The 23358-nt window shown below is 35.3% G+C and carries 22 protein-coding genes and 2 tRNA genes; 7 read left to right on the forward strand and 17 right to left on the reverse strand.

What is annotated here, in order from left to right:
* Window positions 1-523: 523 nt before the first annotated feature.
* Window positions 524-1096 carry a hypothetical protein gene (locus tag BLW20_RS07880; protein WP_091098701.1) on the reverse strand — a complete coding sequence of 191 codons (573 nt, stop codon included), beginning with the start codon at window positions 1094-1096 and terminating at the stop codon, window positions 524-526.
* Window positions 1097-1348: 252 nt separating this feature from the next.
* On the opposite strand from BLW20_RS07880, the gene BLW20_RS07885 reads away from it, so the two are divergent.
* Together BLW20_RS07885 and BLW20_RS07890 are read left to right on the forward strand one after the other, a co-directional pair.
* Window positions 1349-1597, forward strand: a complete 249-nt coding sequence (locus BLW20_RS07885) for a hypothetical protein (protein WP_091098704.1) — start codon at window positions 1349-1351, stop codon at window positions 1595-1597.
* 10 nt (window positions 1598-1607) lie between these two features.
* On the forward strand, window positions 1608-3200 hold the full coding sequence (locus tag BLW20_RS07890) for a helix-turn-helix domain-containing protein (RefSeq protein ID WP_091098707.1): 1593 nt from the start codon (window positions 1608-1610) through the stop codon (window positions 3198-3200).
* A 256-nt stretch (window positions 3201-3456) separates the two neighbouring features.
* Here the strand turns inward: BLW20_RS07890 and BLW20_RS07895 are convergent, their stop codons facing one another.
* From BLW20_RS07895 to pdxA, 7 genes are all read right to left on the reverse strand, one after another.
* A complete protein-coding gene (locus tag BLW20_RS07895) occupies window positions 3457-3651 on the reverse strand; it encodes a cold-shock protein (protein WP_091098711.1) in 195 nt (64 codons plus the stop codon).
* Window positions 3652-3969: 318 nt separating this feature from the next.
* Window positions 3970-5325 (reverse strand): acetyl-CoA carboxylase biotin carboxylase subunit, encoded by a 1356-nt coding sequence (gene accC, locus BLW20_RS07900; protein WP_091098715.1) that lies wholly within the window; start codon window positions 5323-5325, stop codon window positions 3970-3972.
* A 46-nt stretch (window positions 5326-5371) separates the two neighbouring features.
* Window positions 5372-5860, reverse strand: coding sequence for an acetyl-CoA carboxylase biotin carboxyl carrier protein (gene accB / locus BLW20_RS07905; protein WP_091098719.1), 489 nt, complete (start codon window positions 5858-5860; stop codon window positions 5372-5374).
* A gap of 39 nt (window positions 5861-5899) precedes the next feature.
* Window positions 5900-6898, reverse strand: coding sequence for a beta-ketoacyl-ACP synthase III (locus BLW20_RS07910; protein WP_091098722.1), 999 nt, complete (start codon window positions 6896-6898; stop codon window positions 5900-5902).
* 160 nt (window positions 6899-7058) lie between these two features.
* Window positions 7059-7253, reverse strand: coding sequence for a 50S ribosomal protein L32 (rpmF, locus tag BLW20_RS07915; protein ID WP_091098726.1), 195 nt, complete (start codon window positions 7251-7253; stop codon window positions 7059-7061).
* 9 nt (window positions 7254-7262) lie between these two features.
* Entirely contained in the window at window positions 7263-7859 is a 597-nt protein-coding gene (locus BLW20_RS07920; RefSeq protein WP_091098729.1) for a YceD family protein, read from the reverse strand.
* 71 nt (window positions 7860-7930) lie between these two features.
* Complete coding sequence (gene pdxA / locus BLW20_RS07925) at window positions 7931-8974, reverse strand: 4-hydroxythreonine-4-phosphate dehydrogenase PdxA (RefSeq protein ID WP_091098733.1); 1044 nt, start codon at window positions 8972-8974, stop codon at window positions 7931-7933.
* Between the two features lie 54 nt (window positions 8975-9028).
* On the opposite strand from pdxA, the gene BLW20_RS07930 reads away from it, so the two are divergent.
* The 4 genes from BLW20_RS07930 to BLW20_RS07945 all read left to right on the forward strand — a co-directional run bounded on the left by BLW20_RS07930 (window position 9029) and on the right by BLW20_RS07945 (window position 11362).
* Window positions 9029-9622, forward strand: a complete 594-nt coding sequence (locus tag BLW20_RS07930; RefSeq protein ID WP_091098735.1) for a riboflavin synthase — start codon at window positions 9029-9031, stop codon at window positions 9620-9622.
* A gap of 76 nt (window positions 9623-9698) precedes the next feature.
* Window positions 9699-10010 carry a hypothetical protein gene (locus BLW20_RS07935; RefSeq protein WP_143037758.1) on the forward strand — a complete coding sequence of 104 codons (312 nt, stop codon included), beginning with the start codon at window positions 9699-9701 and terminating at the stop codon, window positions 10008-10010.
* On the forward strand, window positions 9985-10281 hold the full coding sequence (locus BLW20_RS07940; protein WP_091098742.1) for a hypothetical protein: 297 nt from the start codon (window positions 9985-9987) through the stop codon (window positions 10279-10281). The genes BLW20_RS07935 and BLW20_RS07940 overlap by 26 nt, the downstream gene beginning before the upstream one ends.
* Window positions 10282-10357: 76 nt before the next feature.
* Window positions 10358-11362 carry an OmpA family protein gene (locus BLW20_RS07945; protein ID WP_091098747.1) on the forward strand — a complete coding sequence of 335 codons (1005 nt, stop codon included), beginning with the start codon at window positions 10358-10360 and terminating at the stop codon, window positions 11360-11362.
* 54 nt (window positions 11363-11416) lie between these two features.
* On the opposite strand, the gene BLW20_RS07950 is transcribed toward BLW20_RS07945, so the two are convergent.
* The 8 genes from BLW20_RS07950 to BLW20_RS07985 form a co-directional block, all read right to left on the reverse strand.
* Window positions 11417-12079, reverse strand: a complete 663-nt coding sequence (locus tag BLW20_RS07950; protein ID WP_245725294.1) for a carbonic anhydrase — start codon at window positions 12077-12079, stop codon at window positions 11417-11419.
* A 102-nt stretch (window positions 12080-12181) separates the two neighbouring features.
* Complete coding sequence (locus BLW20_RS07955) at window positions 12182-12820, reverse strand: carbonic anhydrase (protein ID WP_091098755.1); 639 nt, start codon at window positions 12818-12820, stop codon at window positions 12182-12184.
* A 25-nt stretch (window positions 12821-12845) separates the two neighbouring features.
* Complete coding sequence (locus BLW20_RS07960; protein WP_091098759.1) at window positions 12846-14435, reverse strand: SulP family inorganic anion transporter; 1590 nt, start codon at window positions 14433-14435, stop codon at window positions 12846-12848.
* A 233-nt stretch (window positions 14436-14668) separates the two neighbouring features.
* Window positions 14669-15004 (reverse strand): hypothetical protein, encoded by a 336-nt coding sequence (locus BLW20_RS07965; RefSeq protein WP_091098763.1) that lies wholly within the window; start codon window positions 15002-15004, stop codon window positions 14669-14671.
* 127 nt (window positions 15005-15131) lie between these two features.
* Window positions 15132-15202 (reverse strand) — tRNA-Gln (locus tag BLW20_RS07970).
* 26 nt (window positions 15203-15228) lie between these two features.
* Window positions 15229-15299 (reverse strand) — tRNA-Gln (locus tag BLW20_RS07975).
* 202 nt (window positions 15300-15501) lie between these two features.
* Window positions 15502-16635 (reverse strand): hypothetical protein, encoded by a 1134-nt coding sequence (locus BLW20_RS07980; protein WP_091098767.1) that lies wholly within the window; start codon window positions 16633-16635, stop codon window positions 15502-15504.
* Window positions 16636-17757, reverse strand: coding sequence for a hypothetical protein (locus BLW20_RS07985; protein WP_091098771.1), 1122 nt, complete (start codon window positions 17755-17757; stop codon window positions 16636-16638).
* A gap of 284 nt (window positions 17758-18041) precedes the next feature.
* Between BLW20_RS07985 and BLW20_RS07990 the strand changes: the two genes are divergently transcribed.
* Window positions 18042-21338: a DUF2723 domain-containing protein gene (locus tag BLW20_RS07990; protein WP_091098773.1), complete on the forward strand. Its 3297-nt coding sequence runs from the start codon at window positions 18042-18044 to the stop codon at window positions 21336-21338.
* A gap of 340 nt (window positions 21339-21678) precedes the next feature.
* Here the strand turns inward: BLW20_RS07990 and pckA are convergent, their stop codons facing one another.
* Window positions 21679-23292 carry a phosphoenolpyruvate carboxykinase (ATP) gene (pckA, locus tag BLW20_RS07995; protein ID WP_091098777.1) on the reverse strand — a complete coding sequence of 538 codons (1614 nt, stop codon included), beginning with the start codon at window positions 23290-23292 and terminating at the stop codon, window positions 21679-21681.
* Window positions 23293-23358 lie beyond the last annotated feature (66 nt).

Here is a 23358-nt window from a genome sequence, read left to right on the forward strand (position 1 = left end):
TTTCGCAAAAGCGGTATTCGCGACTACCGCCCTCCGAAACAAATTTTTATAACGGTTTGGTTATTGGTTTTTAGTCGTAATGTTCAAAGTCAAATGTCTTAAAGTCGTTGGACATTATGACTTTATAATTCTCAACAGGCTCGAACGGATGTTCTTTTGTTTTTTTACCACATAGATACAATAGGATAAAAAATGTTTAAGCTTTACATAGTTTCCACCAATGGCGAAACACATAGCTGTATTCTTTATTTATTATTGTAATTCTATGTTTCTATGTGTTTTTTTGTTTTTTATACTTCGGCAGGCTCAGCAACCACAAGCACGAACTGATGTTCTTTTGTTTTTTACCACATAGCTTTTCTATCTATCTTTTGTCATTCCGACAGAGCGAGGCACGAGCGACGAGGAATCTCTTTTAAATAAGAGAGATGTTTCGACAAGCTCAACATGACAAACCAAACATTACGACATTTGACGTTAAGACGTTTGACTTTAAGACTTTAGTACTATTTAGCTGATAGTTCTATTGCCCTGCATACAACACCGCTTGCGTAAAGCTGTATTGTGCCCCGTACGCAAAAGCAATGGTTCTTCTACCTCTAATATCATCATCATAACCGTTGCCATTATTGTCGTTGTACAGGGCAGCCAAGGTTTGTACCAACCGGTATTCTTGCGGTTCTAATGTGCTTTTGGCTGTTTCGTCATTGTACCGTTGGTTTAGTACCGCATACATCATTGTTTTAGCGGTTGCCGAATAATTAAAATGTTCAATATACCCTGCGTCGGCTGTTGTTAAAAATGCTATTTGTTTTAAATCCAAAGGTTTATATGGTGTTGTTTCATCACTATGCGGTATGTATTGGTTTACGTGCTGTTCAAACCGCAACAGGTTTTCTGCGTAGGTTTCGTCTTGGTTATATACAAAACTGCTTAAAATGCTTTGATACATTTGGTAATCGTTTGCTTCTGCACTTTTTGCCTGTTGTAAGGCTATGGTTTGTTTTTTTGTTTCTGGTGCGAATGCTTCGTTGTCTGTTTCGCAGGCGCTGCATAAAGCAGCAATTGCTACAGCCCATAAAAAATATTTGTTCATTTTGTTTCGAGATTTTTAATGGAGCTGCCCGGGTAGCTTTTTGTTCGGTTACAAAATTGCAGGGTTTTTAAATAATGCACTCGCAATATGGTACATATTTTAAAATGTACGATTTTGCGAGTCGCAGAATTGTACAAAAACCCGCAGAATGGTACATTTTATTCTGTTAAACAGTTTGTTTTTAGTCGATTATAAAAAAGGTGTCTTTCCGTAAAAAAGTTGTATTTTTGCGATTGATTTAATGTTTTGCAGATGCTTTTTTACTTTAAAAACACTTTTTTTGCGATAGTTTGTACTTTTTTGCTACCCGTTTTTTTTGCTTTTGGGCAAACGGCGGCAACTTCGTATGAAAAGTTGTGGAAAATGATTGATGCTGACAGCACACCCAACGAACAAAAACTACATTATTTAGACCAATATCTTGAAAAAGCCCAACAAGAAAACAACCTGTTAGAAGAATATCAGGCATTAAAAAAAAAAGACCTATATTGTTCCGTTTAATGAAGCGGTAATGATTCTGCATAAAATGCACCCGCTGGTGCAGAAGTTAGCGAACGACAGCATTATGGGGAATTTTTATAACCGGAGTACCGTATTATATTACAAGCACCGTTATTTTAAGCAGGCATTAGACTATGCCATAGCATCGGAAGCCTTTAACGAGAAAATCAACAATCTTTACAACCTCAATTCTGCCCGTATAGATATTGGTAATATTTATTACCACACAAAATATTATGACAAAGCGGTTGCTTATTTTACGCAGGCAAAAGATTATTACCAAAGTGGCAAGGGATATAACCATATACAGTGGTATATCAGTTGCCTATATAGTTTGGGAAAAACGTATTTAGAACAAGATGACACAGCAGCCTTGCAAAGCGTTATTAAAGAAAGCGAAAAAGCACTTCCGCGGTTAAAACCCCGGGACCGCCAATTTGAAACTGCTTATTTAAATTACCTGAAAGGTGGGCTGGCTTTTTTGCAAAAAGAGTTGCCGGCTGCCCGGCAGTTTTTAGAAACTGCGTTACCTGAAATTAAACAAAACGGCGATTTTACCAATGAACACGTGGTGTATCTGTATTTGGGAAAAATTTTGTGGGAGCAAAACAACAAATACGAAGCGGTAACTTATTTTAACAAGATAGACAGCCTGTTTAATGAAAAAAAGTTTTTGAATTACGAGCTGCGCGAAACGTATGATTATTTAGCTGCTTATTACAAAGAAATCGGGCAAACGGCATTGCAGTTACAGGCTGTTGAAAATCTGAACCTATTGAACCAGCAATTTGAAAAAGAACAAAAAAGCATTACCGACCGCCTGCACAACGAGCTGGAAACAAAAAAAATAGAAACAGAGCGTAGCCAACTGCAAAAAAAGTTGAACAGTAATAAGAGAACTTATACTCTATGGTTGGTGGTTGCAGGGGTGGTGCTATTGCTGCTTACCGTGTATTCGTACCGTAAAAACCGCGATCAGAAAAAATTAAAACAGAAGTTCAATGAGCTGTTGGATACAGCGACAGAAGAAAAGCACCAGCAAAAAAATGATGTTTTAGGGACTGAGGCACTTCAAGAACCAACTGTTGAAGTACCAAGGCAACCGGAAGAATCGGCTGCCGAAATAACAACGCAGACAGAAGCTGCCCCACAGAAGAATAATATATCTTCTCAACAGGTAAATGAACAACGTCTTTTCAGGGCATTAGAGAAATTTGAGCAAGAAAAAGGTTTTCTAAAACTTATAAAGGCAGAAGACGGTTCTTTGAGAGCCTTAAAAATAGAAGATCTTGTGGAACAGCTGGCAACTAACCGAACCACCTTGTCTCATTTTCTAAATACCCACAAAGGCGGTTTTACCACCTATATTGTAAAACTACGTATAAAGCAAATGACAATTGATTTACGCGCAAATAAGGAACTGCGGAAAAAAAGTGTGCAAGAGCTTTCTGAACTATATGGTTTTGCCAGTCTGCGGTCTTTTAATATACAGTTTAAAGAACAAACCGGTTTAACGCCTTCTTATTTTGTTAAAGAATTAGAGTTAAGAATGGCTGAGGAAAAAGCTGGTTTAGAAGCAGAAAATAAGATTAAGAAAGAATAGTTTAAAGAAAACGAAAGGTATAGCTATGTAGTTTTTGTGTGCTACAAAGTATTTGTAAAGCCTCACAAGTTTAATGTGTTTATCGGTGGAATCAGTGGTAAAAAAAGAAAAAATAACCGCTGATCTGGTATTTGAGGTAAGGGAAAGATGATGTCAAAAGGATATAATATAATTTTTAAAAGTGAAGAATAAAAAAAAGCTGCTATAATTATAGCAGCTTTTATGGAATTCAAATAATATAGATTTTCAATATATATTATAAAACAACAACGTCTGTTGCGATTTTTCCTTTTTTTCCGTCAGCTTCAACGTAGTTAACTTGATCACCGTCTTTTAATTCTCTTGATTTAATTCCAGAGATGTGAACAAAAATGTCTTCTCCTGTTGTTTCGTCTGTAATAAAACCAAATCCTTTTGATTCATTGAAGAACTTTACTGTACCTGTTCTCATTGATATAAAATAAATAATTAATAATGTGTAAAGATAGACTTTTTAAACTGTTTTCAAAGTTTTTGTGCATTTTATTTAAATTATTTTTTTGAGGTCATTATTTAACTACACCTATTTATATCTCTATCTAAATCATACGCTCTTTTTATCGTTAATTTCATTCGGTTTGTAAGTCCGTGTCTGAGTTTCGGTAGCTGTCAGGAGAGGAATGTTTAGGATTCTTCAATTCCTGTGTTGCTTTCAGAATGATAAATCTCTGATTTAAACAGATATTTTGTCTATATAAAACAAAAAAGTCGAGCTAAACTCGACTTTTTTTTAATCCTCTACAACAGGTTTTTGTATTTTAAATGTTTCCATAAATGCTGTAGTATAATTTCCTGCAACATAATCCGGATTGTCCATTAACTGTCTGTGGAACGGAATGGTAGTTTTAACACCTTCTATAACAAACTCATCTAATGCGCGTTTCATTTTGCTGATGGCCTCTTCACGTGTTTGTGCCGTAGTAATTAACTTGGCAATCATGGAATCGTAATTTGGCGGAATAGTGTAGCCAGAATACACGTGGGTATCTAAACGAACCCCGTGACCGCCCGGTGCGTGTAAGGTAGTGATTCTGCCCGGTGACGGACGGAAATCGTTGAACGGATCCTCGGCGTTTATACGGCATTCGATAGAGTGTAGTTCCGGAAGGTAGTTTTTACCAGAAATCGGCACACCTGCAGCTACTAAAATCTGCTCTCGTATTAAGTCGTAATCAATTACCTGTTCTGTAATAGGGTGTTCTACCTGAATACGGGTGTTCATTTCCATAAAATAGAAATTACGGTCTTTATCTACCAGGAATTCAATGGTTCCCGCACCTTCGTATTTAATATATTCGGCAGCTTTTACAGCGGCTTCACCCATCTTTAAACGTAATTCGTCAGTCATGAAAGGTGACGGAGTTTCTTCAGTCAATTTCTGGTGACGACGCTGGATAGAACAATCGCGTTCTGATAAATGGCATGCTTTTCCGTAAGAATCACCAACAACCTGAATTTCGATATGGCGTGGATCAACAATCAGTTTTTCCATATACATACCATCGTTTCCAAAAGCAGCGGCAGCTTCCTGACGGGCACTTTCCCAGGCTTTCTCTAGCTCTTCTTCTTTCCAGATTTCGCGCATTCCTTTACCACCACCACCTGCGGTTGCTTTCATCATAACCGGATAACCGATTTCTTTGGCAACTTTTCCGGCGTGTTCTAAAGATTCTAATAAACCGTCAGAACCCGGTACACATGGTACGCCGGCAGCTTTCATGGTTTCTTTTGCAGTAGCTTTATCGCCCATTCTGTCAATCATTTCCGGAGATGCACCAATGAATTTGATGCCGTGCTTTTGACATAATTCAGAAAATTTTGCATTTTCAGACAAGAAACCATATCCCGGGTGTATGGCGTCGGCATTTGTTATTTCAGCTGCTGCGATAATGTTCGACATTTTTAAGTACGATTGTGCACTTGGTGCCGGACCAATACAAACTGCTTCGTCTGCAAAACGCACGTGCAAGCTGTCAGCATCGGCAGTAGAATAAACCGCAACGGTTTTAATACCCATTTCTCTACATGTTCTTATAACACGTAAAGCAATTTCACCACGGTTTGCAATTAATATTTTTTTAAACATTTGTTTTTAGTTTAAATGAAACAATGTATTTTTAAACCGTTGTTTATTAAGATGGATCAACTAAAAATAATGGTTGATCAAATTCTACCGGAGAAGAATCGTCAACTAGAACTTTAACGATTTTTCCTGAAACTTCTGATTCAATTTCGTTGAATAACTTCATTGCTTCGATCACACACAATACATCGCCTGGTTTTACAGCAGCACCCACTTCTACAAAGGCCGCTTTGTCTGGTGATGGTTTGCGGTAGAACGTCCCAATAATAGGCGATTTTACAGTGATGTATTTAGAGTCGTCGTCGTTTGATGCAGCAACAGGAGCGGCAGGTGTTTCTGTAGTTTGTGCAGCCGGAGCAGCAGTCTGAACCTGAGGCATAGAAACCGGAATGTGCTGAATGTAATTTCCGTTTTCTATCGTAGCTTGTTCCGTTGTGGTTTTAATGGTGATTTTAAAATCGTCCATTTCTAATTTAACTTCAGTAGCTCCAGATTTTGCTACAAATTTGATTAAATTTTGAATTTCCTTAATATCCATATAATTCTAAAATTTTGTTGTTCAGTTTTATTTTAATTTCTATTTTTTAGTGTAAGCCCATTTAAGGTAGATGGCACCCCAGGTAAATCCGCCACCAAAAGAGGCAAATATTAAATTATCGCCTTTTTTTAATTGATCTTCAAAATCAGCTAAAAGCAAAGGTAGTGTTGCTGAAGTGGTGTTGCCGTATTTGTGGATGTTTATTAAAACTTTTTCCTCGTTTAATCCCATACGGTGCGCAGTTGCGTCGATGATGCGTTTGTTTGCCTGATGAGGTACCAGCCAGTTAATGTCGTCGTGCGATAAATTATTGCGTTTCATAATTTGTTCGCTCACATCAGCCATGCCCGATACGGCATATTTAAAAACGGTTTTCCCGTCTTGATGTACGTAGTGTTGTTTGTTTTTAACGGTTTCTTCTGACGGAGGAAGAATAGAACCGCCGGCTTCTATCTTTAAAAATTCACGTCCAATGCCGTCACTTCTTAAAATTTCGTCCTGAAAACCTAAACCTTCGGTATTTGGCTCGATTAAAACGGCTCCGGCTCCATCGCCAAAAATAATGCAGGTGGCACGGTCGGTATAATCAATAATTGATGACATTTTATCGGCACCAATTAATAATACTTTTTTATATCTGCCTGATTCTACATAAGAAGTTGCTGTTGACAATCCGTATAAAAAGCTAGAACATGCGGCTTGTAAATCATAAGAAAAAGCATTTACGGCACCAATTTGTGTGGCTACATATACGCCGGTTGCTGCTACGGGCATATCGGGCGTGGTGGTTGCCATTAACACCAAATCTATTTCTTTAGGATCTAATCCTGTTTTTGCAATTAAATCTTCTGCTGCTTTAATTGCCATAAACGAAGTGCCTTTGTCTTTCTCTTTTAAAATCCGACGTTCTTTGATACCTGTTCTTGTGGTGATCCACTCATCATTTGTATCAACCATTGTCTCTAATACTTGATTAGACAATACGAAATCGGGTACATATTTACCAACGGCTGTTATGGCTGCTGTAATCTTTGTCATAAGGGGCTAAACTTAATGTTTAAAAAGTGGTGAAAATTACAAAAAAAATAGCAAATGACACCATTTTTTATTTAAAATTGCGTTTTTGTGATTAATTTGGAGCGTTTTTAAACTAAAAAGCTCTCGCATTGCGAGAGCTCTTTTTTTGTTTTTTATAAAATTAAGCTTCAGCTTCAGTTTTGTCTACTAAAACCTGACCTCTGTAATATAATTTTCCTTCGTGCCAGTAAGCTCTGTGCATTAAGTGAGCTTCACCAGTTACAGGGCATGTTCCGATTGTTGGAGCTACTGCTTTGTAATGCGTTCTTCTTTTATCTCTTCTTGTTTTCGAGGTTTTTCTTTTAGGATGTGCCATCTTACAATATTATTTATCCGTTAATAGTTGTTTTAATTTATCCCAGCGTGGGTCTGTTTCTTTATTATTATCCGAATCTTCATCGGTTTCATTTTCGTTTAATTCGTCTTCCGGAAAATCTTCTTCGTTTATCATTTCTAAATCATCACTGTCTAAAAAATCTAAATCGTCTAAGTCTTCGTCTGTTTCGTAATCTTCTGCTACATCAGGATGCACTCTTTTATAAGGAACCGATAAAGCAATCATTTCATAAATGTATTGTGCAACATTCATTTGAAATTCTCCGTGCGGCAAAATTAATAAATCTTCGTTTTCATTATTAAATTCTTCGCCAAATTTCACCAATAATTTTAAATTTCCTTCTATCGGAAGATCAAAATCTTCGTTGGTAACGTCGCAAGGTACGTTTACTGTGCCTTTATGTGAAAATTCCAATTCTAACATAGTTGTCTTTTTTAGCAGGTTTACCTTAACGTCTATGTTGGTGCTGTTGAATTCACTGTAATTGAAAAGATCAAAAAAATCGTTTTCAATATGATATTCAAATTGATGTTCTCCTTGTTTTAATCCTGAAAACTGGATTAAAAAATCTTTTTCACTTATCATAACCATCTATTTGAGCGTGCAAAGATATAAAAATTATTTAATTACAAATAGTTATCATTAATTTTTTGTTGTTAAATAGTTGAAACCTTTAATGGGTTTACTGTGCTTTGCAAATACTCGTTTTTATTTTTATAAATATCTAAAGCCGTGTACACCGCATTTTTAAACGATGTAAAATCGGCAATTCCCTTTCCTGCAATATCATACGCTGTACCGTGATCTGGTGACGTACGGATTCTGTCTAAACCGGCAGTGTAATTTACGCCTGTGCCAAAGGTTAGTGTTTTAAACGGAATTAACCCCTGATCGTGGTAACAGGCCACCACGGCGTCAAAATCTCTGTATTGTTCTGAACCAAAAAAAGCATCGGCAGAATACGGACCGTAAACAATGATGTTTTCGTCAAATAATTCTTTTACCGTGTTGTTGATGAACGTTTGCTCTTCGTTGCCAATAATGCCGTTGTCGCCACTGTGCGGATTTAATCCCAACAAGGCAATTCGTGGTTTAATCACATTAAAGTCCTGAATCAGTGACTGGTTTATGGTACGTACTTTTTTCTTGATTAAGTCGGGCGTAATGTTTTGCGATACTTCTTGTATGGGTAGGTGGTCGGTTACCAATCCCACTTTAATATCTTCGCTAACCATGAACATTAAAGCGTCTCCGTTTAGTTCCTTATTTAAATAATCGGTATGTCCGGGAAACTTAAAATCGTCAGATTGTATGTTGTATTTGTTTATCGGCGCCGTTACCAAAGCGTCAATTTCGTTGTTTTTCAAAGCTTGTGTAGCCGCTGTAAACGATCTTATGGCGTATTTGCCAATGGTGTCATCTAATGTTCCAAAATCTAAATTTACGCCTTCCCGCCAAAGGTTAAAAACATTGAATTTTCCTTTTTGGATTTGATCTAACGAATCAATTCCGTGTATGGTTGTGGTGCAGTTAATTACCTTTTTTATAAATGATAACAACTTGGCATTTCCAAAAACCACCGGTGTACATAATTCCATCATTCGCTGGTCTTCAAACGTTTTTAAAATAACTTCAGGACCAATGCCGTTCATGTCACCAATAGAAATACCTAATATTATATTTTCATCTTTTTTAAACATTCGTTGTGCTAATTATTGCTAATTTTGTACAAATTTAGTAAAATATTTCTACTTATGTTTACAGGTATTGTTGAAACTCTTGGAGTAATCCGTAAAATAGAACACGATCAAACAAATCTACACCTATATATAGAAAGTTCATTTATGTCAATGTTAAAAATTGATCAAAGTGTGGCACATAACGGGGTGTGTTTAACGGTGGTTGAAATTAACGAAAATACGTATAAAGTTACTGCCATTAAAGAAACAATAGCTGTTACCACAATTGGTTTATGGAAAGTAGGTGATGTGGTAAATTTAGAACGCGGAATGCCATTAAACGATCGGTTAGACGGGCATATTGTTCAAGGACATGTTGATGAAACTGCTGTAATTACCAAAATTGAAGAAGTGGGTGGGAGTACTTATTTTAGTTTTAAGTACAGTGAAAAATCAAAACACGTAACCATTGAGAAAGGGTCGATAACCGTTGACGGAACCAGTTTAACTGTTGTAAGTTCCGGAACAAATACGTTTAGCGTGGCAATTATTCCTTTTACATTAGAAAACACATTGTTTAAAACATATAAAGTGGGTACGAAAGTAAATTTAGAATTTGATGTAATTGGTAAATATGTAACCAAATTAATGCAGGTACATTTAAAATAAATGATTTTGATTAATTTTTATTTTTTACTATATTTGAGATAAAAAGATGAATGTTATGAAAATTTTTTTTTACCTTGTGTTAAGTGTAGTGCTGTTATCGGTTGGTTGTTCTTCAGATAACAATTCCTCTGAAGAGAATCCTTTGTTTCCACCAGTAGATAATGCTACCACAGTACGTTTGAAGCACTTACTTACAACGGGTGATGTGGTTGAAGCACTTGGTGGATATACCAATGGGTGGGACGTAAAAGAGCTTAATGTAACAAACTATGGGGCGTATCCGAGTTTTCCATATATTTATTACTATAATCTTCCAATGGAAATAGAAACTTCAGGAGAAACAACTCAAACAAGAAGTGTGTATGTACAGGCAAGGAGGACCTGTTGATACAGATGTTACCTTAGAGCAGTTTTTAGCAGAAAATAACGATTATGTTGCTGTGAATGACGCTCAATTGGCTACTTACCCAAGAACATATGTAGTAAAAATGAATGACAACGACAACGAGGAGTGGATTATAGATCTTTATACTCCGCATATCGCTAAAGATGGAAATCACACGATGCATTCCATTCATTTATCTGGTTATAACACTCCACCGCCATCAGATAGTGAAGCTGTTAAAACGATGCTAAGGTTGTTAGAAAAGCACGACTAAAGTATCCTTAATATTTAGGTTAGTTTTCATTTGATTGATTTTTTTTTCCGATATTTGAAATTAAAAATGAATAGCTATGAAAAAGATTACATTTTTATTTGTTGTGACAGCGATGGTAACTTCGTGTACAAAAACAACTACAACAGAAACAACAATTGTGGTAAAAGATACCATAAGTCAAGAGGAAATTGATGATGAGGTTAAAACAGACGAAGCGTTTTCAATTGAAAATATTCCGGTTTCAGTGGCTGATATTGGCGATTTTCCGTTTTTTACCGCACCTGAAGGAGCAGAATATATCAATAAAGCTAAACCTGTTGATTTTGATTTTATTGTGTTTGTCACACCTTCAAGTATTTACGAAGTAGAAGGAAAAACTTTCAGAGCGCATGTACATAAAGACAAGAAAAGTAATAAGGAAATAAGTGGACATTATCTTATTAAGAGTTATGAAGAAGCTATTATAGCAGCTGGTGGTGTTAAGGTTTTTGAAGGTAAACTTACAGGTGAACGGTTAAAACAATACAAAGATTTGTGTAGTTATGCAGGAAGTAATGGTAGTATTGATGTTTGGAACAACCCAATAGCAACATATGTTATAAGACGTAATGATGGAAATATCTATATTGCGATAGACAAAAGAGGAACAAATACTACATCTATCCAGATTGTACAGGAGAAATCTTTTGAGCAAACGATTGAGAAAGTAACGTCAGATGATATTGTAAAAGATTTAGCAGAAAAAGGAAAATCTATTTTATATATTAATTTTGATGTGGATAAATCAAATGTAACTGCCGATGGAAACGAAGTGATAGATCAAATTGCCGGTGCATTGAAAAAGGAACCTTCGCTTAAAATTGCTATTGAAGGACATACGGACAACACCGGTGATGCCGCACATAACAAAAAACTTTCTAACGATCGTGCCAATACAGTATTGAATGCTTTGGTATCAAACGGAATTGAAAAAACACGCTTGTCTGCCAAAGGCTTTGGTGCTGAACGACCATTGGTTGCAAATGATTCAGAAGATAATAAAGCCAAAAACCGCAGGGTAGAACTGGTAAAAGTGAATTAAAACAAACAAGGCTGCCCTTTTGGGACAGCCTCTTGTTTAAAATTTAAATAACCCTTATTCAAAAGAAAATACATTACCTAAACTTTCATTGTTGGTAAAGGTACAGTTTTGATCGATTAATTCGCCTGAGGCAATATTGATAACCATACCGTGCACAGCAAGTGGCTGACCGTTTTTCCAGGCATTTTGAACGATAGATGAAGTACAAAGGTTAAAAACCTGTTCTTCAACGTTTAATTCTACCAAACGGTCTGCTTTTTTTTCAGGGTTAGAAATAGTATCAATTTCTTCGGCGTGTAATCTGTAAACATCTTTTATGTGAGACAGCCAGTTGTCGATGATCCCAAACTGGTTTCTGCTTAAAGCGGCGGCGACCCCACCACAACCATAATGTCCGGCAACAATAATATGTTTTATTTTTAAAACATTTACGGCATAATCTAAAACAGAAAGCATATTCATATCAGAGTGTACACAAACGTTGGCAATGTTCCTGTGAACAAAAACCTCTCCGGGTTTTGTGCCTGTTAATTCGTTTGCGGGTACACGGCTGTCGGCACAGCCAATCCATAAAATTTCAGGATTTTGACCTTTTGCCAGTTGTTCAAAACGTCCAGAGGTATCATTTTTAACAAAATCCATCCATTCTTTGTTGCCTTCAATAATCTTATTGAAGCTATGTTTTAAATCGTTGCACATAAACTTTATATTTTTCATATCCTGCTAAATTACGATATTCTTAATTTTTTTGGTTTTAATTTCATAAAAAAAATCGACAGGTTTGTTTTGCCGATTTTTTTTCAATAAAAAGAATAAAGGTTAATCGTGTAATTCTTCTTTTAAAAATTCTACGGTGCCGTTATCTACGTTGTAATATGCTCCGGCAATACCAATTTCGCCTTTGTCAAATAATTCTTTTAAAACGTCGCTTTGTTCTAAAATAGCGTCCATGGTGTGGATAACGTTGTGATGTGTAACTGCTTCAATAAATTCTGAAGAAGTTTGATCTGTGTTTGGTAATTCTTCTTTTACTTCTTTTATTGATATGTCAAATTTCTTTAGAACATCACCTAATTTTCCAGGTGCTCCACCTTTACAGGCACCGGTAGCGGCTCCACATTTACTGTGTCCTAAAACCAGAATTAGTTTGGTTCCCACGTGTTTGCAGGCATATTCCATACTCCCAATCATGTCGTCTGTTAATATATTTCCTGCAACACGCAGGCTGAAAATATCACCAATGCCTTGGTCAAAAATTAATTCTGAAGAGGTGCGGCTATCCATACAACTTAAAATAATTGCGAATGGAAACTGTCCGTCTTTGGTTTCGTTTACCTGGTTTAATAAATTGCGGTTGAACTTTAAATTGTTTAAGAAACGTTCGTTGCCTTCTTTTAAAAATTGAATGGCTTTTGTTGGTGTCATTGTTGCTAACGTTTCTGCTGTATGTACTTTCATATTTTTTCTTGTATAGAGGTTGTTTTTACATTGCCCTTCTGTGGGTAATTGATATGTGAGATTCTTGATTGTTTTCGTAATCACGGTATGATGTTTTAAAACCAATTAACGATACTTCGATGTCGTCTTCTTTAGCACGTACATTGGCAAAATCCTGAATCATCTCTAAAACATCAGTTGTAATGTATGATGTTGATTTTGCATCGATCGTAACTTTTGATCCCGGTTTTACATTTTTCAATGTTTTTTTAATGGCAGCTTTGTTTAAAAAAGATACTTCTTCTGATAACTTAATGGTAAACTCATCGGTATCATTTAATGTTTCACGGCTTAAATAATAAGCTCTTTTCATATTTCCCTGTAAGATGTAGAAAACCGAAATAACCAATCCGATACCGACTCCTTTTAATAAATCGGTAAAAACAACGGCTAACACCGTAGCTACAAACGGTATAAACTGGTATTTTCCGTTGTGCCAGAAATGTTTAAAGGTTGCCGGTTTTGCCAGTTTGTATCCTACTAAAATTAAAACGGCTGCTAAAGTTGCTAAAGGAATCATGTTTAAAATAAACGGAATGGATAACACGCAAACCAATAATAAAATTCCGTGAATAATTGCTGATGCTTTTGAGGTAGCACCTGCATTGACATTTGCTGAGCTGCGTACAACTACCGATGTCATTGGCAATCCACCAATTAATGAACTTGCCAGATTTCCGATTCCTTGTGCTTTTAACTCTAAATTGGTATCGGTAATGCGGCGTTTAACATCTAATCGGTCTGATGCTTCGATACAAAGTAATGTTTCAATTGACGCAACAATAGCAATGGTTGCTCCAACAATCCATACTTGTGGGTTTGCAAACCCTGCAAAACTTGGTGTTGTAATCAGGTTTTTAAAATCTTCGGCAGTTGTTGGTACCGGCAATGTAACCAAATGTTGAGAACTAATCGCCAGCGAACTACCGCTTGCTATAAACAACTGGTTTAATAAAATACCTGCAATTACGGCAACCAATGCACCCGGAAGCATTTTTAGTTTTTTTAATGACGGAATATGATCCCAGGCTAACAATATAACGATGGATACCATGGTTACCAGAATGGCACCCGGATGAATTGCTGAAAATAATTCGTTGAAATAACTTACATTAAAACCGTTTTCAAATAATGTTTCGTTTCCTTCGTAATCACTGTCAAAACCTAAGGCGTGCGGAATTTGTTTTAAAACAATAATGATCCCAATACCGGCAAGCATTCCTTCAATTACATTGTTAGGAAAATAGTTAGAGATACTTCCTGCACGGATGAATCCTAAAACCAATTGCAACAACCCGGCAATGATTCCGGCACATAAAAAGAGCTCAAATGCACCTAAATCGGTAATCGCAGTCAAAACAATGGCAGTTAAACCTGCTGCCGGACCCGATACGGAAATGTTAGAGTTGCTTAAGGCACCCACTACAATTCCGCCGATAATTCCGGCAATAACTCCTGATAAAGGTGGTGCACCCGAAGCTAATGCAATACCCAAACATAGGGGTAATGCGACTAAAAACACTACCAAACCTGACGCAAAGTTCTGAGAAAACTCTGCTTTTATACTTTTTTTCATAAAATTCTATAATTAATAAACATGATAATATCCTGCGTTTCATAAAGATAAATGCAAAGGATTTTTGTGTTTAGTTTGAATTTGGTATAAGAAAGTTATTGGATTGTTTTGAAAACCAAATAGAAGAAACCTATATGTTCTTTTTAGATTTTCAGATAACAATACCTGTTAAAACCTCACTCCGGAACTAACTGAAATGATGATTTTAATAAATGATCTTAACCAAAAAATAATTATAGATGCTGCTCTGGAGGCGGTAAGGGGATCTTAAAAACTAAATCGTCTTTAATAGTATATATTAATGAAATAAGGTTTAGGTCAGAAAAGCCCGGATTATAAATCAAATTTTGATTGTTGTTAAAAAAATGATAGTGGACTTGTTGTTCTTCTTCCTCGTTTAAATTATTGTTGTTACCTTTTTTTGTTTTTGTTTTAGAATGTGTTTCTTCTTCTTCATTTATAACAAACGTTGAAGTATCCACATCTTTGTTTAATGCAAAAGTAATTGTGGGTGCAAAGAGAAAGCACACAAATAGTATAAGGGTTGATATGTTAAATACTTTTAGCATCAGATTACAAAAATAGAATAAACCATTTAAAAATTAGTTCAACAAACTGTAAAAATGTTGTTAAAAGTCAAAAGGCAAGAAGTGTAATAAAAAAAACGGAACACTATTTAGAGTACTCCGTTTTTTGTTGGTCTACTAGGACTCGAACCTAGAACGACTGAACCAAAATCAGCTGTGTTACCATTACACCATAGACCAATGGTTTTGTATTTAAGTTTTATTAGTTGGTCTACTAGGACTCGAACCTAGAACGACTGAACCAAAATCAGCTGTGTTACCATTACACCATAGACCAATAAAACCTGCAATGATTAAACGTGTTTGCTTAAATATTGCGAGTGCAAATGTAGCACAAAAAAAGAAAAGTGCAAGTATTTGTATGAAATTTTTTTTAAAAAAATGCCTTGAAATCGATTGGGTAAATGGTAAGAATTGACATTGTGCAGATTAAAAAATAAGAAGTAAAGGTGTTTTTTTAAATGAATTGAATTACAAAGTTAAAAACCCAACCTGTTTTTAAATTTTTTATTTGTTGAAAATGTATGAATTCTTTCTCTTAAAACATCATTTAGAGATTCATTATCATTTAAAATTTCTTTATTTAAATAATTTAATAGCTCTTCATCAGTACCATAATTTTCAAACACTCTCAACAAGCCTTCCCTGCCTTTTTTCTCTATAATAATATCACACAGTAAAGCACCAATTACGTACTGTGGATTGGTTTCTTTATCCATAAAGTAAAAATCAAATGGATTAGATAAATCTACTTCTTTATTCGTTTTTAAGTAATTCCCGACTCTATCAATATGGTATTTCAAAGGTTTTCCAAAATGTGCTTTATTTCCTGAAATATATGCAGAAAGTCCGGTTAATAATAAGTCATTGGCTTTTGGGTAAAACGTATTTATAAAATGAGTTATTTCGTGATAGTGATTTGCTCCGCCTTTTTTTGTTGCAAAAACAAAATTATTTTTTGATTCAAAATAACCACATTCTGTTCCCATTCCTTTAGATATAAAAAAATCATAACCTAACATTGTATAAATATCATCACAATCTTCTGCAATAAAGTAGGTTATTAATTCCGGCTCTATATTAAAAACCTCACAAAGATTTTTATAAAACTTTTCAGCACTTTTAACTTTAAATGTTGCAGTGTAAATATATTTTATATGTGCACGCTCTTTAATATCCCAGTCTTTTGTATATTCATAAATATAGTTCGACAAGTTGAATTCATTATTTATTTTCTCAACTATAACGTTTGTTACTGCAAAAATTTCTAAATCATTATTAAAGAAAGCCGATTTCAGTATATATTTATTGTCTGATATATTGGAAATACTTAAAATTCTGTTGTTAAGTTTCCAGTCCAATAAAGGCGGGTTTAGAATACTTGGCATATTTTGAACATTAAAATTTTCTAAAGCCTTCACTTCTTCTTTTTTCCAGTGTTCTTTAGAATTTGAACGCAAATAATCGTGCCAAATACTTGCAATATCTTTAATTTCGTCTTCGTTAATATTGACATTAAAATTAATAGTATATTCCTGTGCACTGATTGTATTTATTAAAAACAATACATTTATTGCGATTAAAAACTTTCTAAATGTTGTGATTTTTGCCATTTACAATTTCAATTCTTTTCTTATTTCTTGATTAATATTTTCTTTAGTTAAGCCAATTTTATTTAATGAAACCCATAAATCGTCTTTTGAATTTAAAAGTTTAAAAAATCGTTCTTTACCATATAAACGAATAGTTCGTTCACACACAGCGGCTGCAATTAAATACGGAATTGATGTTTCTTCTTCAAAGTACAAACGTTCATACAAATCATCCATATGATTTTCAATTTTAAAATCAGAATTCTTCTGAATAAATCTTTTAAATTTTTCTTTGTGCCACAAATAATCAAAAGTTCCGCTACCTGATAGGTATGTAGCCAAACCTTCATCGAAAAAAGGATGCTTATTTGGAAAAAGGTTTAAAGTATAAATATGAATGATTTCGTGTGTATAAATTTCTGAATTATTACCAGATAAAATAATGTTTCCATACTCTGCCAAGCCACCTACTTTGCTAACATACATCATTGGGCTGTAATCAAATCCTTTTACTTCAAAAAGTTCTTTTGGATTGGCACAGGATATGTAAGTTAACGGGATAGGTTTGGTATTAAAAAAAGCACACAACATTTCAATGTCTTTTTGTTGCTGAGCTATTTCAATTTCATTTATTTTCTTTAAAGGAGAAATATAATAAGAAATACTGTCTTTTTGGGTTTGCTGCCACGATTCTAATATAAAATCCTGATAACGACTCAAAACGATTTCATTATTTATTTTTGAAGCAATAATATTGTAAATACCACGCAATTGATTTTCTTTTGTTTCACTATTGTGACCGATAAAAGCCAATTTTACAATCCATTGATTTGGTTTGTCAGTAGGAATCACTTCCATTAAAGTCGGCTGATAAATATTTTCGCCTTCTCTTCCGTGTTCTATCCCGTAAAGATCGATAAATGGATATTGGTGTTTGTCAAAATCTGTTGGCAACCAATATTTATTAGAATTGTACGATTCGTTTTTTGTTTTTAAAAAAGCACGTACGGTAGAAACAACCTGATTTATTTGTTCGTCTTGTTGGTTTACGGCTTTTGAAACCGTTAAATGTAAATCATTGTTTGCTGTTTGTGCAAGACAAGAAAAAGAAACAAGAAAAATCAAGGGGATTATTTTCTTCATTGTAATAGTTTAGTTATTGTTCTTTGTAATAGATACTTAAGTAACATTTTCCTGCAAGGTCTTTTTTTGACCTTGCAGGTATAAAATAGTTAAAAAGCATAGCTACAAGGTTTCAAAAACCTTGCAGCATTTAGCTTTTGTTATTGTCGCTAAATTTAATAAAAACATTTTCAACATACTTGTTAAGCTTCTCTTAACAAAATATGTATTGTCTATTTTTAGGTAATTAGAAAAAAAACGTTTTCTTTGTAGTTCTTACATAAAAAGATAAAAAAAAAGCTATTATGTTGACAATCAATTTTAAAAAATGGAATACCATCACCGGATGGATTGCATTTTTAATTGCCATTACAGTTTATACTTTAACGCTGGAGCCTACTGTTAGTTTTTGGGATTCTGGTGAATACATTGCAACTTCGGCTAAATTAGAAGTAGGGCATCCGCCCGGTGCACCGTTGTTTCAAATGATTGGTGCGTTTGCTGCGATGTTTGCTACATCGCCCGACAAAATTGCGGCAATGGTTAATATGGTTTCGGCGCTTTCGAGTGCTTTTGCCGTGTTGTTTATGTTTTGGTCTGCTACCAATATCTTAATGAAAGTAGTTAAAATTGGTACAGAAAACATTACAAACAATACCGTAATTGCTGTTTTGGGAAGCTGTTTAATTGGTGCGTTAACTTTTACTTTTTCTGATACTTTTTGGTTTAGTGCCGTAGAAACCGAGGTTTATGCAATGGCAACTTTTATGCTGGCATTGTTGCTGTGGCTGGGTTTACGCTGGATAGATGCAATTGACGAACCACGAGGAAACAAATGGTTGTTGCTGATTGCTTTAGTTGTGGGAATGTCTTTTGGTGTGCATTTTATGGCACTTTTGGCAATTCCTTCTATTGGTTATTTGTATTATTTTAAAAAATATCCGCAGGTTACCATTAAAAATTTCATTATTGCAAACATTTTAGTTGTTGCCATTTTATTGGTAGTGTTTGGTTTCATACTTCCTTACACAATGATTTTCTTCGGGAAATCAGAAATTTTCTTTGTCAATTCCATTGGGCTTCCGTTTAATTCAGGAACCATTATTGCTTTTGCCATTGTTGTTTCTTTGTTTGTTTTTGGATTGAAAATCACCCGCGAAAAACAAAAGTATTTTGCCAATACGTTGATTCTTTCCATATTGTTTATTTTTATTGGATTCTCTTGTTGGTTAATGCTGCCGATACGTGCCAATACGCAAATCCCTATCAATGAAAACAAGCCGTCAGATGCTGCCGAGTTATTAGCTTATTATAACCGTGAACAATATGGTTCGCGTTCGTTGTTTTATGATACTTATTTTACTGTTAAATACGGCGGAGCGTTAGATCCTTCGGAACCTTATAAAGATGGTAAAGTCAATTATGAAAGAGATTACGCTACCGGAAAATACATCGTATTAACTGATGGAAAAAATGCAGAGCAAAATTTTTCCGCTCGATTTAAAGGATTCTTACCTCGTTTGTGGGAGCCTGATATGGCTGCGAATTATATGACCTATACCAAACCGGTTGATTTTAAATTAAAGTCCGAATACGCATCGGAACCACAGGTTATAGAAATGGCTTCGCAGTTAAAAGCACAAGTACAATCGGGTAGAATGTCTATGCGTGAATACGACTCTTACCTAAGGCAATTGGGCGAATACATCGAGGTTGAAAAACCAAGTTTTTTAGACAATATCGGTTTTATGTTCAACTATCAGTTTGGTTATATGTACACCCGTTATTTGATGTGGAATTTTGCCGGACGCCAAAACGATATCCAGGGCTATAACGACCGAATGAACGGAAACTGGATTTCGGGAATCAAGTTTTTAGACGAGATTCGCTTGGGCTCACAAGAAAATCTTACCAGCGATATGCTGAATAACAAAGGGCGAAATGTCTATTATATGTTGCCGTTTATATTAGGCTTGTTTGGCTTTGTGTTTCATTACCGTAAAGATCCCAAAACGTTTTATGTGTTGCTGGCATTGTTTTTATTTACCAGTTTTGCGTTGAAAATATTCCTTAATGAACGGCCTTTTGAACCACGCGAACGTGATTATGCCGTAGTAGGTTCGTTTATGGTTTTTGCTATTTGGGTAGGCTACGGTGTGTACGCCATCTATGAATTTTTAGCCAATAAAGTAAACGCAAAAATAGCCTTGCCATTGGTTTTAGGAGTAACGTTTTTAGCTTCTCCGGTGCTAATGGCAAAAGAAAACTGGGACGATCATGACCGTTCCGGAAAATACACTGCCTTGGCATTGGGTCGTGCATATCTTGATTCTTTAGAACCAAATGCAATTATTTTCACGATAGGCGATAACGATACCTTCCCGCTTTGGTATTTACAAGAAGTTGAAGGTTACCGGACTGATGTTCGTGTGGTTTGTAGTACGTTGTTGCAGGCAGAATGGTATATCGACCAAATGAAAGTCCGTTCGTATGAGTCAGATCCGTTAAAAATCCGTTTCAATCACCGCCAATATTCTGGGGAGAATCTGTATTATTCAGCAATTACCCCGTCTATCGATGAGCGTTTTGATATCAATACCATTTTAGAATTTATTGCCTCTGATGATCCGCGCGCTAAAATAGAAACAGAGAATGGAATGTTGATTACACGTATTCCAACCAATAAATTTAGTATTCCTGTTAATAAAGATAAGGTGCTTAAAAATGGTATAGTTTCAGATAAATATGCAGATCAAATTGTGTCTGAAATTCCGATTGATGTTAAGGCAAATGCCGTAGCCCGTCAGCGATTAATAATGATGGAAATTGTTGCAAGCAACAATTGGGACCGACCAATTTACTTTACAGGAGGATCTATTTCTGATGAAGATTTCTTGTGGATGAAAGATTACTTACAGTTAAACGGTTTGGTGTACAAACTGGTTCCTGTAAAAGCAGAACGCAAATATGATATACATCCGCTATATATTGGTTCGATCGATACCGATAAAATGTACAAAACAGTAACCAATTGGTATTGGGGTAATTTTGGAAGCCCGAATATTTACCATGATCCTGAAACACGTAAAAATGCAATAAGTTTCAGAATTAATATGGAGCGACTGGCAACACAATTAGTCAAAGAAGGAAAAATGGACAAAGCCAAAAATATTGTTGATTTGGCAATGAAAAATTTCCCAATCGAATATTACATTCCTAATGACAGAAACGGATCATATTTTACAGTAGAACCTTTTGCCGATCTATATTATATATTAGGTGAAAACAAAAAAGCGGCAGAGCTTGCTACCAAATTGTTTACGAAATCCGAAGAAGATTTAAATTTCTATAAAGGTATGGGCTTAAACGAACAAGAGGAATATGCGATGGACATTATTTCGGCTTTCGAAACTGCTTACCGCATCATAGACAATTGTGAGCTACATAACGATACAGCTATTGTAGCTGTATTAAATAATAGAATTGCACCGCTTGAGAAATACTTTAACAGGTATTTAAGTGCGTACAAACAGCAACAACAGTCTGAAGCGCAAATGGAACAGCAGCAACGCGAAATGATAGAAGATTCTGTAGAAGAGTAAATTGAAAAAGACGGTATTTTTTACCGTCTTTTTTTTGATAGTTACAAAAGATAATTTCTTTTTTATAAAGTATTACTAAGCATTGTGCTCTGTATCTGCGGAGATTTTACAAACATTTAATCCTATGGAATTTTTTTGCTGTTTCATATAAGACCGCTCCTATGGAGCGAGATGTTTGTAAAAAGAAAGGGAAGGAACAAAGCGAGCCGTAGGTTCGCAATATTTGTTAATTCTTTTAACTTGTGTATCTGCAGTAAATAGGAGGGTAATCAAAAAAACTTATGCTAAATAAAAAGTCGGAAGATTTCTCCCGACTTTTAAATTATATTTCAAAGAAAAACTACAATTGCGGACCTGCTGCAACTAAAGATTTTCCTTCTTCGTTATCTGTGTATTGAACAAAGTTCTCGATGAATAATTGAGCCAAATCCTTTGCTTTTACTTCCCATTCAGTAGCATCGGCATAGGTATTTCTTGGGTCTAAAATTTCAGTTTGAACCCCTTCTAAAGCTGTTGGAACCGCTAAGTTAAAGATAGGAACAATAGTGGTTTCTGCTTTTTCTATCGAACCATCTAAAATGTGGTCAATAATAGCACGGGTATCTTTTATAGAAATACGTTTTCCTGTGCCATTCCAACCGGTATTAACCATGTAAGCAGTTGCATTGTGCTCTTCCATTTTCTTAACTAATTCTTCACCGTATTTGGTAGGGTGCAAGCTTAAGAATGCTTTACCAAAACAAGCAGAGAAAGTAGGTTCAGGTTGAGTTACACCACGTTCTGTACCTGCCAATTTAGCCGTGAAGCCCGATAAGAAAAAGTATTTGGTTTGTTCTGGAGTTAATTTAGAAACCGGAGGCATTACCCCAAAAGCATCAGCTGTTAAAAAGATTACTTTTTTAGCGTGACCTGCTTTTGAAACCGGTTTTACAATATTTTCGATATGGTCAATTGGATACGATACACGTGTGTTTTGTGTTACAGATCCATCTTTAAAATCAATTTTTCCGTTGGCGTCAACTGTAACGTTTTCTAATAAAGCATTGCGTTTGATTGCACCAAAAATTTCAGGTTCGTGTTCCTGGCTTAAGTCAATGGTTTTAGCGTAACATCCGCCTTCAAAGTTAAAAACGCCGTCGTTATCCCATCCGTGTTCGTCGTCACCGATTAATTCACGTTTTGGATCGGTAGATAAAGTGGTTTTTCCTGTTCCTGACAACCCAAAGAAAACAGCTACATCGCCCTCTTTTCCTTTGTTTGCAGAGCAGTGCATTGAAGCAATTCCTTTTAGCGGTAAATAGTAGTTCATCATAGAGAACATACCTTTTTTCATTTCGCCACCATACCAGGTTCCACCAATCAATTGCATTTTTTCGGTTAAGTTAAACGCAACATATACATCAGAATTTAATCCGTGTGCTTTGTAATCTTTAAAAGATGTTTTTGAAGCGTTGATTACCACGAAATCAGGCTCTCCAAAGTTTTCTAATTCTTCTTCAGTAGGACGGATAAACATGTTTTTTACAAAATGTGCCTGCCAAGCTACTTCCATTATAAAGCGTACTTTTAAGCGAGTGTCTTCGTTAGCGCCACAAAAAGCATCGATTACATATAGTTTTTTGCCAGATAATTCTTCAACAGCATTTTGTTTTAAGGCTTCCCAAGTGGTTTGAGAAATGGGTTTGTTGTCGTTTACAGCTTTGTCTGATGTCCACCAAATGGTATTTTCAGTAACTGCATCTTTAACGATGTATTTGTCTTTAGGAGAACGCCCGGTAAAAACACCGGTCATTACGTTTACTGCTCCAAGTTCTGATACTTGCCCACGTTCAAACCCTTGTAAATTAGGATTTGTTTCTTCTTTAAATAATTCATCATACGAAGGATTGTAAATGATCTCACTTACATTGTGTATCCCATATTTATCCAAAGAGATTGCCTTTGAAACTTCCATATCTTAAATTGTGTGTTGTATTAATAATTTGCCTACAAACTTACTAATAAATTTATTATTTTTTTT

Source organism: Paenimyroides marinum (assembly GCF_900108395.1).
In the GTDB taxonomy this organism is placed as follows: domain Bacteria; phylum Bacteroidota; class Bacteroidia; order Flavobacteriales; family Flavobacteriaceae; genus Flavobacterium; species Flavobacterium marinum.